This is a genomic window from Pantoea sp. A4 (assembly GCF_000295955.2).
Lineage (GTDB): Bacteria > Pseudomonadota > Gammaproteobacteria > Enterobacterales > Enterobacteriaceae > Pantoea > Pantoea multigeneris.
Genome location: NZ_ALXE01000019.1, coordinates 392485 through 412249 on the forward strand (window position 1 = coordinate 392485; position 19765 = coordinate 412249).

Here is a 19765-nt window from a genome sequence, read left to right on the forward strand (position 1 = left end):
ACTCCCTGGGCCAACCCAAACCGATTTTATCTCTGATTTATTGCGCTTTAGTCGGCCAAATACGCCTTAAACTCCGCTTAAAGCAGGATATAACGCCACATTGAGGGTTTTATAACCCACATAAAATTAGTCACTTAGAGCAAATGTTACGCAGAATGATAAATAGCGCTATCACTATGGCGTCAAAAATTGGATAGAGTGGCGTTAGGGTGCGTTAACAGAGAGTCAAGCATGTTTAGTCTATGCTAGCAGGTGTAACAAAGAGTTACATTAGGGAATTGAATGTATTGATCGGAGTGCAGAAGGCAGGATTTGAGGTATCGGCAGCAGAATCAACTTCTTGAGCCTGTTTTATGATAAAACGCAAAAAATAAAATTAACTTACTGTATATAAAAGATAAAAAAATACTGCCGCGGGGCCTGAAAACGGGAATTTGCACGTGAGTAGTACCCGGAGTTTATCGGCACGTTAACCGGTAAAGCCGCGCGCTTTACTGGAAAAGGGCCGGTAACGTTCTACAACGTTACTGGCCCTGCTATCAGGCGAGTTTAGGGAATGTCGCCACATTACCCGTTGTCGTACCCTCGCTGTCACACAGCGTGATGGCATTGAGATCGCGCAGGAAAGACTCCCGCCAGAAGGTAATATCGTTTTTCCGCAGCACCGCCATCATATCGTTGTACCGCGAAATACGTTCGGTGCGCGACATGGTTAGCGCCTGATCTAGCGCGGCGGCAACCTCATCACGATCGTAAGGGTTGACGATCAACGCTGATGTCAGCTCATTTGCCGCCCCGGCAAAGCGCGATAACACCAGTACACCAGGATCGTCTGGGTCCTGGGCCGCCACATACTCTTTCGCCACCAGGTTCATGCCGTCGCGCAACGGTGTGACTAACCCCACATCCGTCAGCCGGAAAATTTTCATCAGCAGTCGGCGGTCAAAATGCTGATTCAGGTAGTAGAGCGGCGTCCAGCCCAGCGTGCCATATTTACCGTTAATGCGGCCTGCTTCGGTCTCCAGCTGGTGGCGAATGTCCTGATATGCCTGCACCTCACCGCGTGAAGTCGGCGCAATCTGTGAATAGCGAATTTTGCCCCGGTGCTGAGGATAGTTCTCCAGTAGCGCTTCATACGCGAGGAAGCGTTCCGGCAGCCCTTTCGAATAGTCCAGACGTTCGCAAGCGATGATGTTCTGAGCATCCCCCAGCTCTCGCTTCATGGCGGCCATCTTCGGTGGCAGCGCCCCTGCTGCCATCTCTTTAATACTGTCCGGCTCAATGCCAATTGGATAGGTTTCGGTAACAAAGTCGTGACCAAAAGCACGATGGCATTTTTCGCCCTGATTCTGCACCGTGGTGAGCTGGCTCAGACTATCGAGAAAGGCGATACGGTCAGTCTCGGTCTGGAAGCCTAGCAGATCGTAGTCACACATCATCTCCAGCAGATCTTCATGAGGCGGCAGCGCGTTGAAGATTTCCGGGGACGGGAATGGAATGTGCAAGAAGAATCCAATGCGGTTATGAACGCCTGACTCCCGTAACGCAGCCGCAAACGGCAGCAGATGGTAATCATGGATCCACAGGATATCGTCGGGTTTTAACAGTGACTTTAAGCGCTGCGCCAGCTGCTCATTGACCCGGCAATACACTTCCCAGGCTTCGCGCTGATACTGCACTAAATCAAGACGATAATGAAAAGCAGGCCAAATGACCGTATTTGAGAACTGGCAATAATAGAGGTCATAGTCGTTCTGGTTCAGGGGGACGGACGCATAGGTAATGCCCCCGTGTTCTACCAGCTGCAGGTCGTCATCTTCCTCGCCAGAAATTTCACTGATCTCCCCATTCCAGCCAAACCACAGGCCGCCCGTTTTGCTCAACGCATCAAGAATCCCGACGGCGAGGCCACCAGCACTGGCTTTGCCCCCTTCAGGCATCGCGATACGGTTCGAAACAACCACTAAGCGACTCATAAGCTGAACTCCTTACCCACATTATTTTGTTGTTGTAGTAATGATCCCTCAAGCCATGCCCACACCGCCTCAACGCTGTCGAGGTGATATCGGGCATGGGTTGAGCCTGCGCCGACTTTAATCGAGACGCCTTGTAATGCATTAACGGCCAGAAAGCCTTTTTCATCGGTGAGATCGTCGCCGATAAACACAGGAATTCGCCCTGTAAACGGGGATTCCTGCATAAATGCGCGAATAGCCTCCCCCTTATCAACGCCCTGCGGTTTGATCTCCACCACACATTTTCCCGGCTGTAGCACCAGCTCAGGGAACTGGGTAACCACCTCTTCGGCCAGTTGCATAATCTGGCTTTCATATGCCATGCCACGCCGGTAATGCAGCGCAAAGGCCATGCCTTTACACTCCAGCTGCGTACCGGGCCACTGCGCGAGTGTGGACGTGAGCCGGGCTTCCAGCGCCTGGACCAGCGCCGCCGGTAACGAAATCACGTGGAGATTGCCTTGGGCATCGCGTCGCTCAGCCCCGTGGACGCCAGCCAATGGCGCGTTTAACGGGGCCGCCAGCCGATCCAGCTCCGCTATTGGACGGCCTGAAACCAGCGCCAGTGCGCCCTGTTGCTGCGCGGCAAGTTGCTGTAGATGTTCCCGCACGCCAGCGGGGATCGTCACGGCTTCCGGGCGAGATTGCAGGGTGGCGAGTGTGCCATCCACATCAAAAAAGAAGGCATACGGCCCTTCACTTAAGACAGGGAGCGTGCCATGTGTACTGCATGAATCGGTCACTGGTACCTCCTGGTGGTGACTGTCCCATCACGGGATGCAATATCCGTAGCGCTGCTACGGATCCAGAAGACGATGTCACAGCAGGAAATTTATGCGGGTGCCGGCTTTCGCGCTAACACCGCGTAGAAGGGGCTAACAGAGAGAATTGCGTGCACATCACGCCTTAAACCGCTCAACCTAACGCCGTCACAACATCCTGACTGCGAACATAGTCAACGATAAGTGTAGACGGCATTGCGGGTTTTGCCATAAATAGCAGGCTAATTGCCATTTGCGGAATTATCCGAAACGAGTAATTAAATCAATCAGTAGCGGTTTTAACCGCCGTAATTCTTCCAGATGCACCGTGGATAAGCTCTCCAGTAACGCCTCTGCTTTTGCGGTTAACTGCAACAGGGTTTTACGTTGATCGTCTTCGCAGGGCACCCGTTCCAGCATCTCCAGCTCTTCCAGCCTGCGCACCAGTCCGGATGCGCTGTGCGGTTGCAGAATCAGCCGGTTAGCCACAAAACCTATCGTTGCCTCACCGGGGTTGGCCGCGCGGATCGCCAACAGCGCCTGATGCTGCTGTGGCGTCAGTCCCACCTCTTTGGCTTCCCCCTCACTGAAGGCAAGAAACTGGCGCAACGTGGCGCGAAAATCCGCCAGGGCGGCGTACTCCTGATCCTGCATAGCAGATTTTTTCATCGGCCTATATCCGTTTGGTTGTTGCATTTGTATCGTAATGCGATATAAATGCGCACTGTTTAACTGTGAGGAAGATGACAATGAATGCGCCGCTGGTCAACCTGCCACGACGGAATAAACCGGCCGATCACTCGGTGGATCGCCGGATGCTGGGCCTGATCGTCATGAGTCTGCTGGTAGGCAGCGGCGGTGCTATGGGTGCCTGGCTGCTGCTGAAGATGATCGCGCTGGCGACCAATCTGTTCTGGTTCGGCCACTTTTCCACCGACACCCGCGCCATCACCGAGGCGCATCAGGGCATTAATGTGCTACTGACGCCCGTATTAGGCAGCCTGATTATTGGCGTTATGGCTCGCTTCGGTTCAGAGAAGATCAAGGGCCACGGGATCCCAGAGGCGATTGAAGCGATTTTATATGGCGAGAGCCGTATGTCACCGAAAGTGGCGCTGCTAAAGCCGCTCTCTGCGGCCATCTCCATTGGCAGCGGCGGCCCGTTTGGCGCAGAAGGCCCGATCATCATGACCGGTGGAGCGATTGGTTCGCTGTTCGCCCAGAGTTTTCACCTCAGCGCCGCAGAGCGGAAAACGCTGCTGGTCGCGGGCGCGGCGGCAGGGATGACGGCCATTTTTAATACGCCGCTAGCGGCAGTGTTACTGGCGATTGAAGTGCTGCTGTTTGAGTGGAAACCGCGCAGCTTTGTCCCGGTAGTGACCGCAGTGATGGTCTCATGGTGCTGGCGCAATGTGCTGTTTACGCCGGGCCCGTTGTTCCCGTTCCATAGCGTTGCCAGCCTCAGCGGCAGTCTGGTACCGGGTGCGGTGGCATTGGGTATCATCACCGGGGTCTTAGCGATTGTGCTGTCAAATGGTCTGTATCGCATTGAGGATCTGTTCCATCGCCTGCCGATACACTGGATGTGGTGGCCGGCATTAGGGTCGATAGTGGTCGGCGCGGGGGGATTGATCAATCCGCATGTCCTTGGCACCGGTTACGACAACATCCAGAACCTGCTGGATGGCTCTCTGGCGATGCAGGCGATCATGCTGTTGTTGGTGGTGAAAGGTGTGGTCTGGCTGGTCTCGCTCGGTTCCGGTACTTCCGGCGGCGTGGTGGCACCGCTGCTTATTCTGGGGGGTGCATTGGGCGCGCTGGCGGGTCACTTCCTGCCGGGCGGCGTTGGACTGTGCGCCATGTTAGGCATGGCGGGCATTCTCAGTGGCGCGATGCGCGCACCGTTAACCGGCGCCTTGTTTGCTGCTGAAGTCACGGGGCATGTGCCGCTGCTGCCGCTGCTCCTCGCGGCCTCGGTCACCGCCTACGCCATTAGTGTGATGCTGATGCCTCGCTCAATCTTCACTGAACGTCTTGCTCGCCGTGGTCGCCATGTGTTGCAGGAGTATCATGTTGATCCGCTGGAGACTACCCCAGCCAGCAGTGTGATGACGCAGGATGTACAAACGCTGCCGGGCGATCTCAGCGCCAGCGCAGCCGTGGCCTTTTTCCTGCGTGAACATCGGCACCACAGTTATCCCGTGGTCGATAATCAACACCAGCTGCTGGGCGTCGTTTCACGTGAGGCGGCGCTGGAGTGGCAAAATCGTGCGGATTATCACACGCTGACCCTCGCGGACCTGCTGCTCAACCAGGCGCAAACCGTGGCCGCCAGTGACACACTGTGCGCCGCGCTGGCCGACCATCTGTTTGACAGCCAGCACAACATGCTGCCGATTGTAGACAGCCACGGCCAACTCTCGGGCGTCGTTACGCGCTTTGACTTGCTCAAAGTACGCGGTACCTGGCGTCGCCATGAAGCCAGCCGCCAACGATTTATTGGTGCACGGCGGTAGTCTCATCGCGGTTAAGTGAATATGCGCTGCGGTAGCTGGGGGTTGTTTCACGCGGTTAACGCCAGGGCTACACCGGCCCGGCGAGGGATTTACCCCCCGCGCGACAGACCGCCTGATTGCCGCTGGGCTTTTGCTTTATCAATACAGATCGGTACACTCAGTGAAAATTGTACAGCGCTGCGCTTCGAGCCTATCAGCTTTCCGTGGCGGGTAATAACAGGAATTTCTTATGGAGCAGGACTATGCGTAAGTTACTTGGCGGAGGTGCTCTACCGCCGAAAGCGGGCTTCTTTCATCTGTTTAAGGGCTTCCTCGGCGGCACGTTGGGTATTTTACTGTTGGGTTATCTGAGTCAACTCAGCGGGGAACCCTGGCTGATGGCTCCGCTTGGTGCGACCTGTGTGTTGTTGTTTGCGGTTTCCGCCTCTCCGTTGGCGCAACCGCGCAATGTGATTGGCGGGCATTTGCTCACCGCGGCCATCGGTATTGCGGCTTTGCATCTGTTTGGTGATGCGCTGCCGGTGTTAGCTATCGCGGTGGGTTTATCCATTTTTGTCATGCAATACACCCGCACCGTGCATCCGCCTGCGGGCGCTAACCCGGTGGTGATCATGCTGGCCGGGCACGATGTCGGCTGGCACTTCATGTTAACGCCGGTGCTGGCAGGCAGCGTCGCGCTAGTGGTGATTGCTTCGGTGATCAATAACCTCGGCAAAGCCAATCGCTGGCCGCACTACTGGCATGGCGTGGGACAAACAAAAGAGTAAATCGGGTGATTCTGCTGCTGTTATTCTTTTGTTACTCTGGGGTAACTCTACCAACCGGATCATAATAATGAATAACGCAGCAGCGCAGAGCCGAATCATCGGGGTTGTCAGCGATGAATTCAGCAATCCTTATACCTTACAACTGTTAAATGAAGTCACCCGCCAGCTTAATGCGCGGGGTGATCTCACCCTGCTTCTCAACGTCACCTCACGCGATCAACTCCAAACCACGTTGCAAGCGTCTGCTCAACTGCCACTGGCGGGCTTAGTGTTCCTCACCTCCGTCTGTGCTGACGAACGCCAACTGGTTGCCGCCGCACTGCCTGGTGTGCCGACGATACATATTGCCAGCCATACCGACGATCCACAGGCTGAGGTTATCGCCGTGGAAGGTTACGCCGCCGGTGCCGAAATCGCCCGGCTGCTGCTGGCTCAGGGGCATCAACGTGCGGGTTATATGAGATCCCTCCATGCCTCCCCAACACATTTGCAGCGCATGGAAGGCTACGCCAGCGCGTTGGCCACCGCAGAGAAGCCGCTGGAAGACGTGATCACAGCCACCAGCTATGACCGTGAAGTAGCGTATAACGCCATGATGGCCTACCTGAAACAGGCGCGAGCTTCTGATCGTATCAACGCGCTGTTCTGTGAAAATGACGTCCTGGCATTGGGTGCTATGCAGGCCATCCGCGACTTTGGTCAGGGCGCGCATATTGCGGTGGTGGGGTTTGACGATATCAGTGAAGCGCATGCCCCCACCTGGCACTTAACCAGTTGGGCGCAGCGCAGTGACCTGCTGGTGACGGAAGCCCTGAGCCGCCTGCTGGAGGGGAAAGCCCATCCAGACGGTGCATGGCGACACGGTGAGCTACAGCTCAGACACTCGCACCTTGGCAAACACGTGCACGGTGAGATGCACAAGTGTGGCTGTGCTATCCGTCACTGATCCCCACACTGAGCCAGCCCTGCTGGCTTTTTTATTCGCGCTGACAATTCAAAGAGGCAATGATGCCAAAAACTCTGCTTATTACCGGTGCAGGACGCGGTATTGGTGCTGCCTGCGCCCTGCTCGCTGCGGAACAAGGCTACCAGGTGTGTGTTAACTATCGTGCGGATGAGCAAGCCGCTGCCCAGGTGGTGGATCGCATCCAGCAACGCGGCGGTAGCGCATTTGCCGTTCAGGCCGATATTGCTGATGAAGCACAGGTCGAACGCCTGTTTCGCCAGTTGGATGATCGCTTTGGTCCGCTCCACGGATTGGTTAATAACGCCGGTATTTTGTCGCAGCAGATGCGGGTTGAGCAGATGAGTGCCGCACGCATCCAACAGGTCCTGAGCACCAACATCACTGGCAGCCTGCTGTGCGCACGCGAAGCCGTTCGGCGCATGTCAACACGCCATGGCGGGAGGGGGGGCGCGATTGTTAACGTCTCTTCACGTGCAGCCGTGCTGGGGTCGCCCAATGAGTATGTCGATTACGCGGCATCAAAAGCGGCGCTGGATGCTATCACAATCGGGCTGTCGAAAGAGGTCGCGCAGGAAGGCATTCGCGTTAACGGCGTCCGTCCTGGGCTGATTCACACCGGGATGCACGCCAGCGGCGGAGAACCCGGTCGCGTCACGCGGTTACAAGGTGGCGTGCCGATGGGGCGTGGTGGTCAACCAGAAGAGGTGGCGCAGGCGGTATTGTGGCTGCTGTCTGATGCCGCGTCTTACAGCACCGGCACGTTTATTGACGTTTCCGGGGGCCGCTAAGCGCCGCATCAATGAGACAGCCCTTATGCGGAGATAAGGGCTGCCGAGCATCACTTAGGGCAGAGATGCTTTCAGGCGCTGTGCCGCTTTCAACAGGTTCTCTTCCGAGACGGAGGCATAGGATAAACGCAGCGTAGACTGGTCTGGATTATCACAATAGAAGAACTCACCCGGCACGTACACGACGCCGTTTTGCAAGGTGGTTTTCAGCCATTCGGTGGTGTTGAACGGCTCTTTAAAGGTCGCCCACAGGAACATGCCGCCCAGTGGACGGTGGAAGCGAATACGGTCGCCCAGTTCGCTTTCCATTGCTACGCACAGTGCATCACACTTCTTTTTATACTCTTTGCTGATCAGGGCAATCTGCGACTGCAAGCGGCCCGTTTCTAAATAATGGCGCGTTAAAGACTGGGATAATGAGCTGGTATGCAGGTCGGTCGACTGTTTAAGGTTCACCACCGACTGTTTCAGCCAGGAAGGTGAAACAATCCAGCCCACGCGCGCACCCGGTGCCAGGATTTTAGAGAAGGTAGAGGTGTAGATCACCTGATCGCTGGCTCCCATCTCCTGGGCATACGATTTCAGGGTGCGGAACTTCTCGCTGCTGAAGTTGATTTCGCTGTACGGGTCATCTTCAAAAATCAGGAAACCGTGCTGCTGTGCCAGTGCCACTAACTGCTGACGGCGTGCCGCAGACAAGGTCACACCACTTGGGTTACCAAAAGTCGGGACGATGTAGACCGCTTTGATTTTCTGCTTTTGCACCAGTTCGGCCAGCTCATCGACGATCATCCCTTCCCCATCGGTGCCGACTGACGCTAACTGCGCCTCCGCCAGCTGGAAGACCTGCAATGCTGCCAGGTAGGTGGGTCTTTCCACCACGATGGTATCGCCGGGATTGATCACCGCACGCGCCAGGATATCCAGCGACTGCTGCGACCCGGACGTCACCATCACATCATCAATTGTCGACTGGATGCCGCGCTCTGCCAGAATCTGACAAATCGCCGCTCTCAGCGCCGGGTCCCCTTCGCTCAGCCCATACTGGAACGCATTATGGCGCTCCGTGGTCATCACTCGCTCCATTGCCAACTCGAGCCCTTCGGTATCAAAGAGATCCGGGTTAGGGATCCCCCCGCCCAGTGAAATGACCCCTTCCATTTTGCTGTGCTTGAGCAAATCACGAATGGCTGATGACTGAAGTGCTTTAACTCGATTGGCTAACTGTTGTGACGACATCCTGCGAACCCTTTTTTATGTTAATACAGCATTCATATCACAATTTTGCTTCGGTTAAATACTGCTAATGATGCTCCAGGCAGGGCCTGCTAACAGAAATTTTTTTTTGCCCTCTGTGTTGGCGATTTAGCGCTCACCAACACAACAAAAAATCACGCGGCGTTAAAATTATTTTTGCAAATGATCAATAAAAATCAGGCAGTAAAAATATTTACTCACAGATAATTTAATCAATGAATTAATGAACTTATACTCTTCTTCATCCTGCAACCGGCAAATCCTTCACGCGCGTGGTATAAGCAGGCGATAACATTTCTCGCTTCATTGACCAGGGCTTTTCAATCCCCTGCCCGGCAAACCACAGCTTGCTATGGCCCTTATTATTAATACGATCGATCACCGCCATCAGCGCATCACTATTAGCCTGCGGTGTAAAGTCGTCAAACAGATTTAGCTGCGCGACACCCTGACTGAAGAAATCCCCCAGCATCACGCCGGCTTTCATATAACGTGGGCCATCACGCCAGATGCAATCCAGCGCACCCAGCGCCGCACGGGTAATGTCACGCGTATCGTTTGATGGGGTCATCAGTTGCTGACTGGCGGAGTTGGCATAGTAAGGATGGTGTGGATCGTGCGGGCTGGTGCGGATGAATGCGCCGATATAGCGGCAATACTGACGTTCACTTCGCAGTTTCTCTGCGGCACGAGCGGCATAGCTGGCGACCGCTTCTCGCATCGCCTGATACTCAGTCACGCGTTCACCAAACGAGCGTGAGCAAAGGATATTTTGCCGGTTCGGGATGGTCTCATCAAACGCCAGGCAAGGCTCACCACGCAGCTCGCGCACAGTGCGTTCCAGCACCACACCAAAATGTTTGCGTACCAGCGCGGTTGGCGTATCGGCCAGATCCAGCGCGGTATGAATGCCCATCAGCTGTAGTTTCTTCGACAGCCGACGCCCCACGCCCCACACGTCTTCCACACTCACGAGTTGCATCAGCTTACGCTGGCGCAGCGGTGCGGAGAGATCCATCACGCTTTCCGCCTTGGTCCAGCGCTTTGCTGCCCAGTTCGCCAGCTTAGCCAGGGTTTTAGTGGGTGCAATACCCACCCCAACGCGCAGATGCGTCTCTTTATAAATCCTGTCGCGGATCTCGCAGCCAAACTGTTGCAGCGACATATAGCCACTGATGCCGCTGGCATCAATAAAGGCTTCATCAATGGAGTACTCATCGACGCGTGGTGCAATCAGCGTCAAAGTATCCATCACTCGTCGTGACATATCGCCATACAGCGCATAGTTGGAAGAGAACACCACCACCTTGTGCTGCATCAGTGCTTCACGCTGCTTAAAATAGGGGGCCCCCATTTTCAGGCCCAGTGCTTTTGCTTCACGACTCAGGGAAATAATGCAGCCATCGTTGTTCGACAGCACCACAATCGGCTGGCCGCGTAAATCGGGGCGAAACACCGTTTCACAGCTCGCATAAAAAGCGTTCACATCAACCAGTGCGTACATAGGATCACCAAAAATACTGTATATAAAAACAGTATAATTAGGCGAGCAAGAAAAGCGAAGTGTTGGGGAAAGAAAAACAGACGGCGGGTGCGCTCTCCCCTGACAGATGCGGGAGAGCCAGAGTTCGCGGCGAACTAACTGCCTTGCTGTGCAGCCTGCTTCATGGTGCTGGCACGCTGTGAGGTTTCATACACATACTGCAGCATCGGTTCCAGATCGGCGTCTGGCCCGGAGGTAATAATCTTTTTGCGCAACCACTCGATTTCACTATTGATATCAGAGTGAAAGAGGTTGTTATTCTGCGCATTGCGTAACCATTTCATCAGGAAGTTATTTTTTCCCCGGACGTTCGCAGACGCATTTTTTTTGTTATTCATTTTCACGGCGACCAGCACGCAGTAATAGAAATGAACACGCTGGCTGTAAGAATTGTACATGCTGTTTTTCACTCTCGTGGGCATCCATGTATGACATAAACCAGAGCCAATTTTACCTCTTCAGCGTTTTAATGACATGTCGCACAACGCCAAAAATTTCAAACTGGTCGCTATCAGAGATGCGGATAATCGCATGAGCGGCATTCATCGGTTTTAAGTGCAGATAAGGCCGTAGCATCAGCTGTTTAACCGTAAACTCCCCCCCTAAGGCGGCCACTACCGTATCACCATGTTCGGCATTAAGCGAGCTATCTACCACCAGCATGTCACCCGCACTGATTCCCGCTTCAATCATTGAATCACCACTGACTTTAATAAAGTAAGTGGCGCTGGGATGGCTCACCAGCAGATCATTCAGATCAATACGCTGCTCAATATAATCCTGAGCCGGTGAGGGAAAACCACAGGGTACGCGGCTGATAAACAGCGGCAGTGCAAAAAAAGTCGCGCTGTCAGCTGGACGATAAATCTCCATACGCATGGCCTTGAAAATAACTGTATATAAACACAGTAATCGCAATCAGGGGAGATGATCAAGGCCACGAACGCCGGGATTTTGTAAAGCGGTTGGTAATTAAGGAAATTTATTTCTCTGCGATCCCGCTGAGTCAGGGGATCGCAGAGGGATTACACGCGGCTGAGTTCCGGCTGCGCTTCCCACTCAGGCTGATTCACAATCTGCATGACGCTTTTGCACATCTGCTCTGGCGTGGCTGCACGATAGCAGTAATCACCATCCTGTAGGTTGTCATTGTTGTAATATTCAGCGATAACGAACCAGCGCACCGCACCGTTATGCCATACGCTGCGATCGGCCGAACCATCCCCCACGATCATCGCGGGTGTGGTGATCTTGTTTTGCCGCCGGAGTGTCCCGACGATCGCGGTTTTACTCTTCTTCGATGACCAGAGTGGCGAAGGACGCAGCCCAATCACGCGGTTGCCCCACCAGAGAAAACGGTTACCTACCACGTTTTCTGGCGGAATGCCCCATATTGCCGCAATCGGTTTGATCCACTCTTCATAACCGCCGGAAATAATCAGAATATTGGCCCCGGCACGTCTCAGGTCTTCAAATAAAGTACGGAAAGCGGGCAGTAAGCGATCTTTGTTGCGTTCTACATAGGTATCAATATGCGAACGCGTAACGCGACGTGCCATCTTCAACATAAAGAGATATTCCCCTGCACTGGCTTTGCCAATCAGGGTTCTGGGTGCAATATCCGCCAGCTGTTGCATGATCTGCTCGCGCTGTGGGTCCTCCTCCAGCGCGATTTTTAATACCTCAACCGTGCTCTCTTCGGGAATCAGGGTAAAGTCAAAATCAAAAATGACATCCATTAAGCTTTACTCCCATCGCGGTAGGCATATTTGTCTTCACGGGTGAAATGCGTCGCTGGGATAGCCAGCTGTGTTGCAATCGCCTGCTGGACACGATCCGCGTACTCTTGCTGATTACCGGATTTCGCGGCAGATTCATAGCCCGGGATAGCCGGAAGATAGTGCATATCAAAACGGATAGTTGGGCTTATTAATAAGCGAATAAAGCGCATCACGCCATTGCCATAAAAAGGATGGGCAGAGAGGCCAAACGGCAAATGAATCGAGATGGCCACTGGCACTACCGGACGTCCACGGACCAGGAAGTCGGGGCGGAAACGGTACAAACCACGTCCATTGTTGATCGTCGCTTCTGGGGTGACATACAGCGCCGTACCCGAAGGGGACTTTTTCCATTCGCGGAACTTCGCCATCATCTGTTTCAGATCGGCCACCAGCCAATAGCTCGCGCCCGATCCCTTAAACAGCAGAAATCCGCTGATTTTTCCCGCCACACCACCAACGCTGTCTACCATCAGCGTGGCATAAGGCATGCCTAAAGCCGTGAAGTGATCGAACACGCTGATGTGATTCGACGCCACCACACAGCCATCGGTATGTTTCCCTACTTGTTCTGGCGTCATATTGACGCGCACGTTGATCCCGATCATCCGCAGAAAAATACGATAACCTTTTTTCTTCACACGGGTCGGAAATGCCTGCATAACAAATGAGTAAATAACCAGCGCTAAAATTCTCAGCAAACCAACAATAATGCCAAATGGCAACCACAGTGCCCACAAAATGGGTTTGCGACTTTCCCCTGAGAACAAGGGTTGGTCGCAAATCCAGGTAATATCATCTTGCTTCATTCAAACCAACCCTTAATCTTTACTGCTAACGGCAAATCGTTTGTAATCCAGGAGCTTTTCAATTTTCGCTTCGTTCGATTCGCGAACAGATTCAAAAAGAGCTTTGGTATAAATAATGCGCTGATGCGGACCAAATTCAGTATTCAGCACGTCATCTTTCAGGGTTTTCAACTGGAGGTACTTCATGTTCATGTTGATGGCTTTAGCATTTTTCACGTTGGTCAGGGTGTAGACCTCATCCAGACCCAGCTCATCGAAGGCGTGCGTTAAAGCCAGATGGCCAGAGATGAACGGGAACGGCGTACCCCACCACTGGGTGTCATAACGCATACCGAAGTTGATGCCGTACTCTTTTTTCTCAAAACCGGCAAAGCCCATAAAGTGCTTTTCTTCGCCGTTGGTCGCGGCCCAGCGAGAGAAGCCAAACATCTGTTGTGAAGCACGAAAACGTTCAATTTCCCGCTCGATCACATCCTCAGTTCGTGCCTCACCATTGGAGATATACTTCATTACCTCCTGATTCGCCGCCATCGCCATATAACCAGCAACGTCTTCAGGTTTCCACATTCTAAGGGTGACATTAAAGCCTGAGATAATATTCATCCTTAACTCCTTCATTGGGTTGACGTTCAGCAACAGTAACTACCTGACAGATAACTGCGTGTTGGCAGAGCGCGTGAACCTGGCGGCACCGCTCCATAATCCTTTATTAATCGGGGAAGATAATTCGCTGTGAAAAATATCAAAAGCATCCATAAAAATTGAGGTCACCTTGATTTTTTCGCAAACGCATCCCTCACCCATCAATGGTGAAAAAGTTCATTTCCGAAGATGTATCTCTTCAGTCAGTGTTACCGCTCAGGTTAAAAATACGGCAGTACCTAGGCAAAAATGGCGATGAGTTGCCCTTCACGCCTGTGAAGGCGTAACCCATAAAGCTTACTGATTCTCTTAACGTAACCGGAATGATTTAGTTAAATCATGCTTAACTCACACAGCAAGGAAAGTAGGTTTTTTTTAACATGTATGAACATACTGAAAAAAGCGTAATATGTAAGTAGTTGTTACAAGAAATAACAAAATCCATTTCAATCAATAAGATAGTTCTTATATAGCGTTTTTATATATTTTCTGCAAAATTGACGCAGCTACTTTACAGAATTTTCTTACCACTTTCAGTTTATGGGGTTTTAAGATTAATCTAATAACTGCGTGAAATTACTTTAAAAACCATAATGTAATCTGCTTGTCATCGATCAGAGATAAAGTGGTGAAAAAGCAGGCAAGATTAGCCGCGGGCGAGGGTTACGGCAGAAGTGAACACATTGTCTACAAAGCAGACAGCGTCAGAAAATCCTGTCGGGATATGACGTGATTTAACGTGATTAAACGCCATTGAGCAAAGTGCGCATCGCAATTATCTGGCAGAACCCTGGCTTATATTTATCTGCGCGGTCTCTGGAAATGGCCGTTTTACCCCGTGTCTCCCGATAATTAAGTGAAAGTTTTTCACATGATTATTTACTGAAAATTCATTTTCACCGGCTTCGCTTAGGATAATACTGGGATATCTTGGCAAAGTGCCGTATGAAGAAATAAGAATAACCTTGGTTTTTCCCGGCTGAAATATCGATTCAGCAAGCTTATTTTCCAGGCAACATCGAGAATCCCCCGCGTTTAAATACTTCACGCTACTACGGATACCCCAGCCTCTGCATTTTACTCCTTACGGTGTACATGCTCTTTTTTCTGCTCGTGTAAATAGAGTGCACCCAGATCGCCGCCCAGACGCCGGTTCTGCTGTAAGGCCGCAGCATCCAGCCAGTAACGCTGTTGGTCCGTACACGAGAGCAAAGTGCAATAAGGTAATAGCCAGACCACGTCCTGCGGCAGCCTGAGGGGCAATTGCACATATCCGCTGGCAGCCCGGAAGGGGGCGGCATTTTGTATCCCGTTTATCACATTCTGACTTAACTGCCGTAGCGGTCGCAAAGGTAAATTCACCTGATTCGCGGCGGCAAAACGAGCAATCATTACGAGGGGTTCTAGCGCATAGTTGTGGTAAGAGAGCGCACGCTGCCTGCGTCGTAGTTCGTTAGGGAGCATCCCCTGTGCATCTGCCTGGCTGGCGGCGATTTGCCAGCGGCCTGTCGCCCAGTTAAACAGATCTCGTCGATTCGTCACCACAGCACTGCTCATTACCGCCCAGGCAGCCCAGTAGCTGTGATTATTGATACGCTCCAGGGGCAGCGACCCCCAGTCTTGCACCACTAAATCTGCCAGCCTGCCAATCCACGCATCAATTTGCTGCTGCTGAGTAAGATGGCCAGCCAGCGGATGTGATGAAGAGAATCGCAGCCGCAGCCAGTTTGACGATAGGGTAGCAAGTGCCCATTTACGTTCAGAGCGTCCCATATAATTGGTTTGCAAGCTGCTGAGAGCATCCGCCTGAGCCCACGGGTTTAATCCCGCCAGCAGGCAATTTAACGTCTGCTCGTTGCCCGAACGCATAAAGTGCGTGATTAACTGGCTGGTGAGTTGTTCCAGTCGGGTAATGCTCTGGGTCTGCTGGCGAAAAGCTTGCTCCGCTGTCAGGTTAAACGTGGCTCGGGCCGCGTCGGAGCCCTGATATTTGCTGGTAAAACGCAGAGCACCGGTATACGGCATGGGAAACGCTGGACAGGTGAAGGGAGACAGGTGTTGCTGATGAACCGGCGCAAAGTAGCCCGGTGGCGGCACCAACGGTTCAGCCGCCAGCAACATCGAACTCCACATCACTAACGTGATTAGCCATTTACACCGCATTGCCCTGCCCCGCGTCTTCAACCTGTATCCTGTAAACAATAAATAACCTGAAGCTTCTACACTTACTACTGCGCTTCAAAACCCGATCCAGCATCTTGTCTCCGCACCGTAGTAAAGGTAGCAAAAACTTTTGACCGGAAATGTTGATCTTATGGGTTGAAAGAGGCGTCTGATACCCCCATTCTCCAGCCCTTAGTCCGCAATGAGGTGGTTATTATGGCAAAAGAATACGCAGTCATCGCCGGTGGTTGTTTCTGGTGTGTAGAAGCCGTGTTTAAAGATATTAAAGGCGTTGAGAGCGTTGAAAGTGGCTACACCGGTGGTGCGCGCCCCAACCCAACTTATGAGCAGGTGTGCAGCGGTGCCACCGGCCATGCGGAAGCGATTCGCGTGGGCTTCGATCCTGAGCAGGTAAGCTATGGCGATCTGCTGGATATTAGCTTTGCCACGCACGAGCCCACCCAGTTGAACCGTCAGGGCAACGATATTGGTACTCAGTATCGCTCTGCCATCTTCCCGGCGAATGAAGAGCAGAATGCAGAAGCGATTGCCGCGATTGAACGCGCGCAGGCCGATCACAGCGATCCGATCGTCACCACCATTGAACCACTGAAAGAGTGGTACCCGGCGGAAGATTATCATCAGGATTACTGGGATGGCGCAGGTCAGCGCAACGGCTACTGCCTCGCAGTGATCCCACCGAAGCTGCAAAAGCTGCGCAAGAAGTTTGCCGAAAAGGTGAAAGAGAGTTAAGTATCAGGGCGGCCAATGGCCGCCCTTGTTGTTAGCGCAGTTCCATCGCATCACGCAAGGTGAAGAACAGGTCGGTCTGGTCGGTTAATCCGGTCACGTTGGCCGCATGTGGGCCATAGGCGGCAATGCGCAATTGGCTACCGGAGTGCTCCTGTGAATCTTCCTCGGAGTTACCATAGCTAATGGTCATGATCGCCCCCTCTTTGGTGTTGAGTGCCTGCGTCAGCCCTGGTGCTTTGGTGCCATTCTCAACAATCTGGCTGCTGTGCGCGTGATCTGCGGTCACAACCACCAACGTGTCCCCCGCTTTGCGGGCAAAGGCCAGGGCCTGTTGGACCGCTTCATCCAGATCAACCGTTTCCCCAATCTGCCCACAGGGGTTAGCCGCGTGATCTTGTTTATCAATCGAAGCCCCTTCCACCTGCAAGAAGAAGCCGTTGGGATTGGCACTCAGTAACGTAATCGCTTTTTCCGTCATTTGTGCCAATGTAGGCATACTGGCGGGGCGATCTTTATTGGCACTACAGGTCACCGCCGGCTGGTCGAGATTGCCATGATAGCTCGCCTTGGGCCCTTGCCAACGCACAGGCATGTTCCCCGGTGAGAACAGGCCAAGCAGTGGCTTGTTCTGATCTGCCTGCGTGATCTTTTCCAGGCTATCCAGATCGGTTACCCACTGATATCCCATTGATTGCGCCTGTTCGCGCAGGGTTTTTCCTTGATACTCGCCGGATTTCGCCAGCTCGTTAAAGGTTTTCTCCCCCCCGCCCAGGGTCACATCCGCGCGGGTACGCAGCAACTGTTCGGTAATCGATCCGCGCCCGCCATTCTCCAGCGCATTGCTGGCGCAAAGCTCAGTGGTTTTTTCTGGGCCGTAGCACTTACGGGAAGTGACATGGGCGACCATGGCTGCGGGCGTTGCATCCTGCAACTCAGCGGTTGAGACGTTGCCAGTGGCCTTACCCGCCGCTTTTGCCAGTTCCAGTAAGGTGGTTTGGTCCTTACCGTTCACATCCACACTCAGTGCACCGTTGTACGTTTTGGTGCCGGTTGACCAGGCAGAAGCGGAAGCCGCAGAGTCCGTGACGTAGTTCGGTTTATGGGTTTTTTTATCCAGCGAATAATGGGTGTACTGACCGGAGATGGGCAGTGCATCAATGCCTTTGAAATAACCACCAGCCCCTTCTGCAAGGTTACGTGCCGCCGTGATTTCTGAGTCGCCCATGCCATCGCCAATCAGCAAAATGACATTTTTTGCTTTGCTGTTGCTCAACGCCGCTTTGATCGCTTCCGTCTGATCGCCACTTAAGCGGCGCGCGCCAGCGTGCTGGGTGATATCGCCCTGTGCAGCCCGATTCCAGATGGCGCTGTCATCAGCCTGTGCCGTCAGTGTCATCAGGCCAGCCAGCAGCGTCAGGGTAAATCCAGAGGTATGTTTCAACTTATCTCTCCATGTGTTCAAAGATGAAAAAGTGTGTCCGCAGCAAAGTGTGCGACTCTTTTATGACAGCTCTGTGACAACAGCCTGAGATTTAGAAGGGGAAATAACCGAATTGCTGTAATCTATAGCGACTCGCTCACGACTTAAGCGAATAGAACAAAAGAGAAAAATAGTGCTTGCGTGAAACAGGCGGACTCCCTATAGTAGCGCCCCGTTGGCCCAGCGAGGCCAGCAAAGAAAAATATGGTGAGATGTCCGAGTGGCTGAAGGAGCACGCCTGGAAAGTGTGTATACGGCAACGTATCGGGGGTTCGAATCCCCCTCTCACCGCCATATTGAGTAGGACGTTAGCTGATACCTTGAACGTTGAGGTTTCCAGACAGCAGAAATAACGGCACTACATACAAGAAGCCCCAGACTCAGGTCTGGGGCTTTTTTGTTTCTGATGTCTTCTGACTTTGCCCCGTTGGCCGCAACAAAGTAAAGTATCCTGCCTGAACGGATTTTCTGAAGGATCAGACCATGCAAGCCGTTATTCCGCTACTGTCATTGCTGCTACTGCTGCTGTTTTTCCTGCTGGTGAGAAAATTAATCCATCGCATTCGTGACAACACGACAGCAGATTATCGTAGCGGTGAGCCACTGCAAATTTCACAAAATGCCTGGCTGTTAGAAAAGCTGGGTATACGGCGGGAACGTTATTTTTTTGATGCGGACTATCTTTACCAGAGGCGCAGGCAGGAAACTAAAAAGATCCGCCTCAGTGCCATTGTCCGTATCAAAGCCACCTCAGTACAAATCGGCGAACGCCATGTCTGGGCAGTTCGCTATCGCGAAGATCACCACGAACAAGAGGTGCGTTTTGTGCACAACGCATCGCTGTTTAATGCCAACTTTGCCTCTTTCCTCGCCGCAGTGCGGGAAGTGAATCCCACTGCGGATATTGAAGAGATCGGCATGTTGACATTGTAAAGTTTTAACGCCTTCGACCTCATTAAAGCGTCATGATCATCTCATGCCATGCCGCCGTGGTCTGACGATGACGGTTTGATGCTCGCGCCCTGATAGCAAAGGGAATGACTGGGTGGTAATACAATAAAACTGACCTCAACGGATGCCAGTTTTCTCTAATGGCTCCGATTATTTGAACTCAGTGCGCGTCAAAATGACATTACGCTGCACTGGCTCCCTGGTGAGGGTAAAATAAGGGGTTAATTCGCCTTCACGACCCCATTTATCAATCGCCCCTTCACTTTCTAACCTGATGTAACCCAGGCTTTGAAGATAGTCAGCCAAATCAGCCGTGTTAGCATCAGCGCTGTAAACGATGCTGCTATCCTGCGGTTTAGCACCATCTTGCGCCGAGAAAGTGAAATGATACTGATGCGCAACTCGCGGCGCATCACGTATTTCCTTATCGGTGTAAAAATAATATAACCAAAGATTAGCCTGCGAATACCCTCTGGGTTGCTCTGCTCTTTTTTGCATACTGAAATCTGCCAGAATAATGCTCACGATAACGATAAATCCTGCCACGATGAACTTTTTCCATTGATTCATAC

The 19765-nt window shown here is 52.7% G+C and carries 19 protein-coding genes and 1 tRNA gene; 7 read left to right on the top strand and 13 right to left on the bottom strand.

What is annotated here, in order from left to right:
• Positions 1-539: 539 nt before the first annotated feature.
• From otsA to B880_RS0106385, 3 genes are all read right to left on the bottom strand, one after another.
• Positions 540-1976 carry an alpha,alpha-trehalose-phosphate synthase gene (otsA, locus tag B880_RS0106375; protein WP_017346552.1) on the bottom strand — a complete coding sequence of 479 codons (1437 nt, stop codon included), beginning with the start codon at positions 1974-1976 and terminating at the stop codon, positions 540-542.
• Complete coding sequence (gene otsB, locus B880_RS0106380) at positions 1973-2758, bottom strand: trehalose-phosphatase (protein WP_017346553.1); 786 nt, start codon at positions 2756-2758, stop codon at positions 1973-1975. The genes otsA and otsB overlap by 4 nt, the downstream gene beginning before the upstream one ends.
• 279 nt (positions 2759-3037) lie before the next feature.
• Complete coding sequence (locus B880_RS0106385) at positions 3038-3445, bottom strand: MarR family winged helix-turn-helix transcriptional regulator (protein ID WP_017346554.1); 408 nt, start codon at positions 3443-3445, stop codon at positions 3038-3040.
• An 80-nt stretch (positions 3446-3525) separates the two neighbouring features.
• Between B880_RS0106385 and B880_RS0106390 the strand changes: the two genes are divergently transcribed.
• From B880_RS0106390 to B880_RS0106405, 4 genes are all read left to right on the top strand, one after another.
• Positions 3526-5292, top strand: coding sequence for a chloride channel protein (locus B880_RS0106390; RefSeq protein ID WP_017346555.1), 1767 nt, complete (start codon positions 3526-3528; stop codon positions 5290-5292).
• A 242-nt stretch (positions 5293-5534) separates the two neighbouring features.
• Entirely contained in the window at positions 5535-6059 is a 525-nt protein-coding gene (locus B880_RS0106395) for an HPP family protein (protein ID WP_017346556.1), read from the top strand.
• A gap of 67 nt (positions 6060-6126) precedes the next feature.
• Positions 6127-7005, top strand: a complete 879-nt coding sequence (locus tag B880_RS0106400) for a substrate-binding domain-containing protein (RefSeq protein WP_017346557.1) — start codon at positions 6127-6129, stop codon at positions 7003-7005.
• Positions 7006-7067: 62 nt separating this feature from the next.
• Positions 7068-7814, top strand: a complete 747-nt coding sequence (locus tag B880_RS0106405) for an SDR family oxidoreductase (protein ID WP_017346558.1) — start codon at positions 7068-7070, stop codon at positions 7812-7814.
• A 54-nt stretch (positions 7815-7868) separates the two neighbouring features.
• Here B880_RS0106405 and B880_RS0106410 read toward each other — a convergent pair whose 3' ends face one another.
• The 8 genes from B880_RS0106410 to B880_RS0106450 form a co-directional block, all read right to left on the bottom strand.
• Positions 7869-9053 carry an aminotransferase-like domain-containing protein gene (locus B880_RS0106410; protein ID WP_017346559.1) on the bottom strand — a complete coding sequence of 395 codons (1185 nt, stop codon included), beginning with the start codon at positions 9051-9053 and terminating at the stop codon, positions 7869-7871.
• A gap of 259 nt (positions 9054-9312) precedes the next feature.
• Positions 9313-10575, bottom strand: coding sequence for a translesion error-prone DNA polymerase V subunit UmuC (gene umuC, locus B880_RS0106420; RefSeq protein ID WP_017346561.1), 1263 nt, complete (start codon positions 10573-10575; stop codon positions 9313-9315).
• 134 nt (positions 10576-10709) lie between these two features.
• On the bottom strand, positions 10710-11012 hold the full coding sequence (locus tag B880_RS0106425) for a DUF2913 family protein (RefSeq protein WP_017346562.1): 303 nt from the start codon (positions 11010-11012) through the stop codon (positions 10710-10712).
• A gap of 52 nt (positions 11013-11064) precedes the next feature.
• Positions 11065-11487, bottom strand: coding sequence for a translesion error-prone DNA polymerase V autoproteolytic subunit (gene umuD, locus B880_RS0106430; protein ID WP_017346563.1), 423 nt, complete (start codon positions 11485-11487; stop codon positions 11065-11067).
• Positions 11488-11639: 152 nt separating this feature from the next.
• Positions 11640-12353, bottom strand: coding sequence for an HAD family hydrolase (locus B880_RS0106435; RefSeq protein WP_017346564.1), 714 nt, complete (start codon positions 12351-12353; stop codon positions 11640-11642).
• Entirely contained in the window at positions 12353-13204 is an 852-nt protein-coding gene (locus tag B880_RS0106440; protein ID WP_017346565.1) for a hypothetical protein, read from the bottom strand. Before B880_RS0106440 ends, B880_RS0106435 begins: the two co-directional genes overlap by 1 nt.
• A 12-nt stretch (positions 13205-13216) precedes the next feature.
• Positions 13217-13807 carry a GNAT family N-acetyltransferase gene (locus B880_RS0106445; protein ID WP_017346566.1) on the bottom strand — a complete coding sequence of 197 codons (591 nt, stop codon included), beginning with the start codon at positions 13805-13807 and terminating at the stop codon, positions 13217-13219.
• Between the two features lie 1116 nt (positions 13808-14923).
• The gene (locus tag B880_RS0106450; RefSeq protein ID WP_036645448.1) at positions 14924-16009 is read right to left on the bottom strand and encodes a mannuronate-specific alginate lyase; all 1086 of its coding nucleotides are present in this window, start codon (positions 16007-16009) and stop codon (positions 14924-14926) included.
• A gap of 216 nt (positions 16010-16225) precedes the next feature.
• On the opposite strand from B880_RS0106450, the gene msrA reads away from it, so the two are divergent.
• Complete coding sequence (gene msrA / locus B880_RS0106455; protein ID WP_017346568.1) at positions 16226-16762, top strand: peptide-methionine (S)-S-oxide reductase MsrA; 537 nt, start codon at positions 16226-16228, stop codon at positions 16760-16762.
• Between the two features lie 31 nt (positions 16763-16793).
• Here the strand turns inward: msrA and phoA are convergent, their stop codons facing one another.
• Entirely contained in the window at positions 16794-18203 is a 1410-nt protein-coding gene (phoA, locus tag B880_RS0106460) for an alkaline phosphatase (protein ID WP_017346569.1), read from the bottom strand.
• A gap of 245 nt (positions 18204-18448) precedes the next feature.
• Here phoA and B880_RS0106465 point away from each other — a divergent pair.
• Both B880_RS0106465 and B880_RS0106470 read left to right on the top strand, forming a co-directional pair.
• Positions 18449-18536 (top strand) — tRNA-Ser (locus tag B880_RS0106465).
• A gap of 189 nt (positions 18537-18725) precedes the next feature.
• Positions 18726-19175: a hypothetical protein gene (locus B880_RS0106470; RefSeq protein ID WP_017346570.1), complete on the top strand. Its 450-nt coding sequence runs from the start codon at positions 18726-18728 to the stop codon at positions 19173-19175.
• Between the two features lie 168 nt (positions 19176-19343).
• On the opposite strand, the gene B880_RS0106475 is transcribed toward B880_RS0106470, so the two are convergent.
• Positions 19344-19763, bottom strand: a complete 420-nt coding sequence (locus tag B880_RS0106475; RefSeq protein ID WP_017346571.1) for a hypothetical protein — start codon at positions 19761-19763, stop codon at positions 19344-19346.
• Positions 19764-19765: the final 2 nt, after the last annotated feature.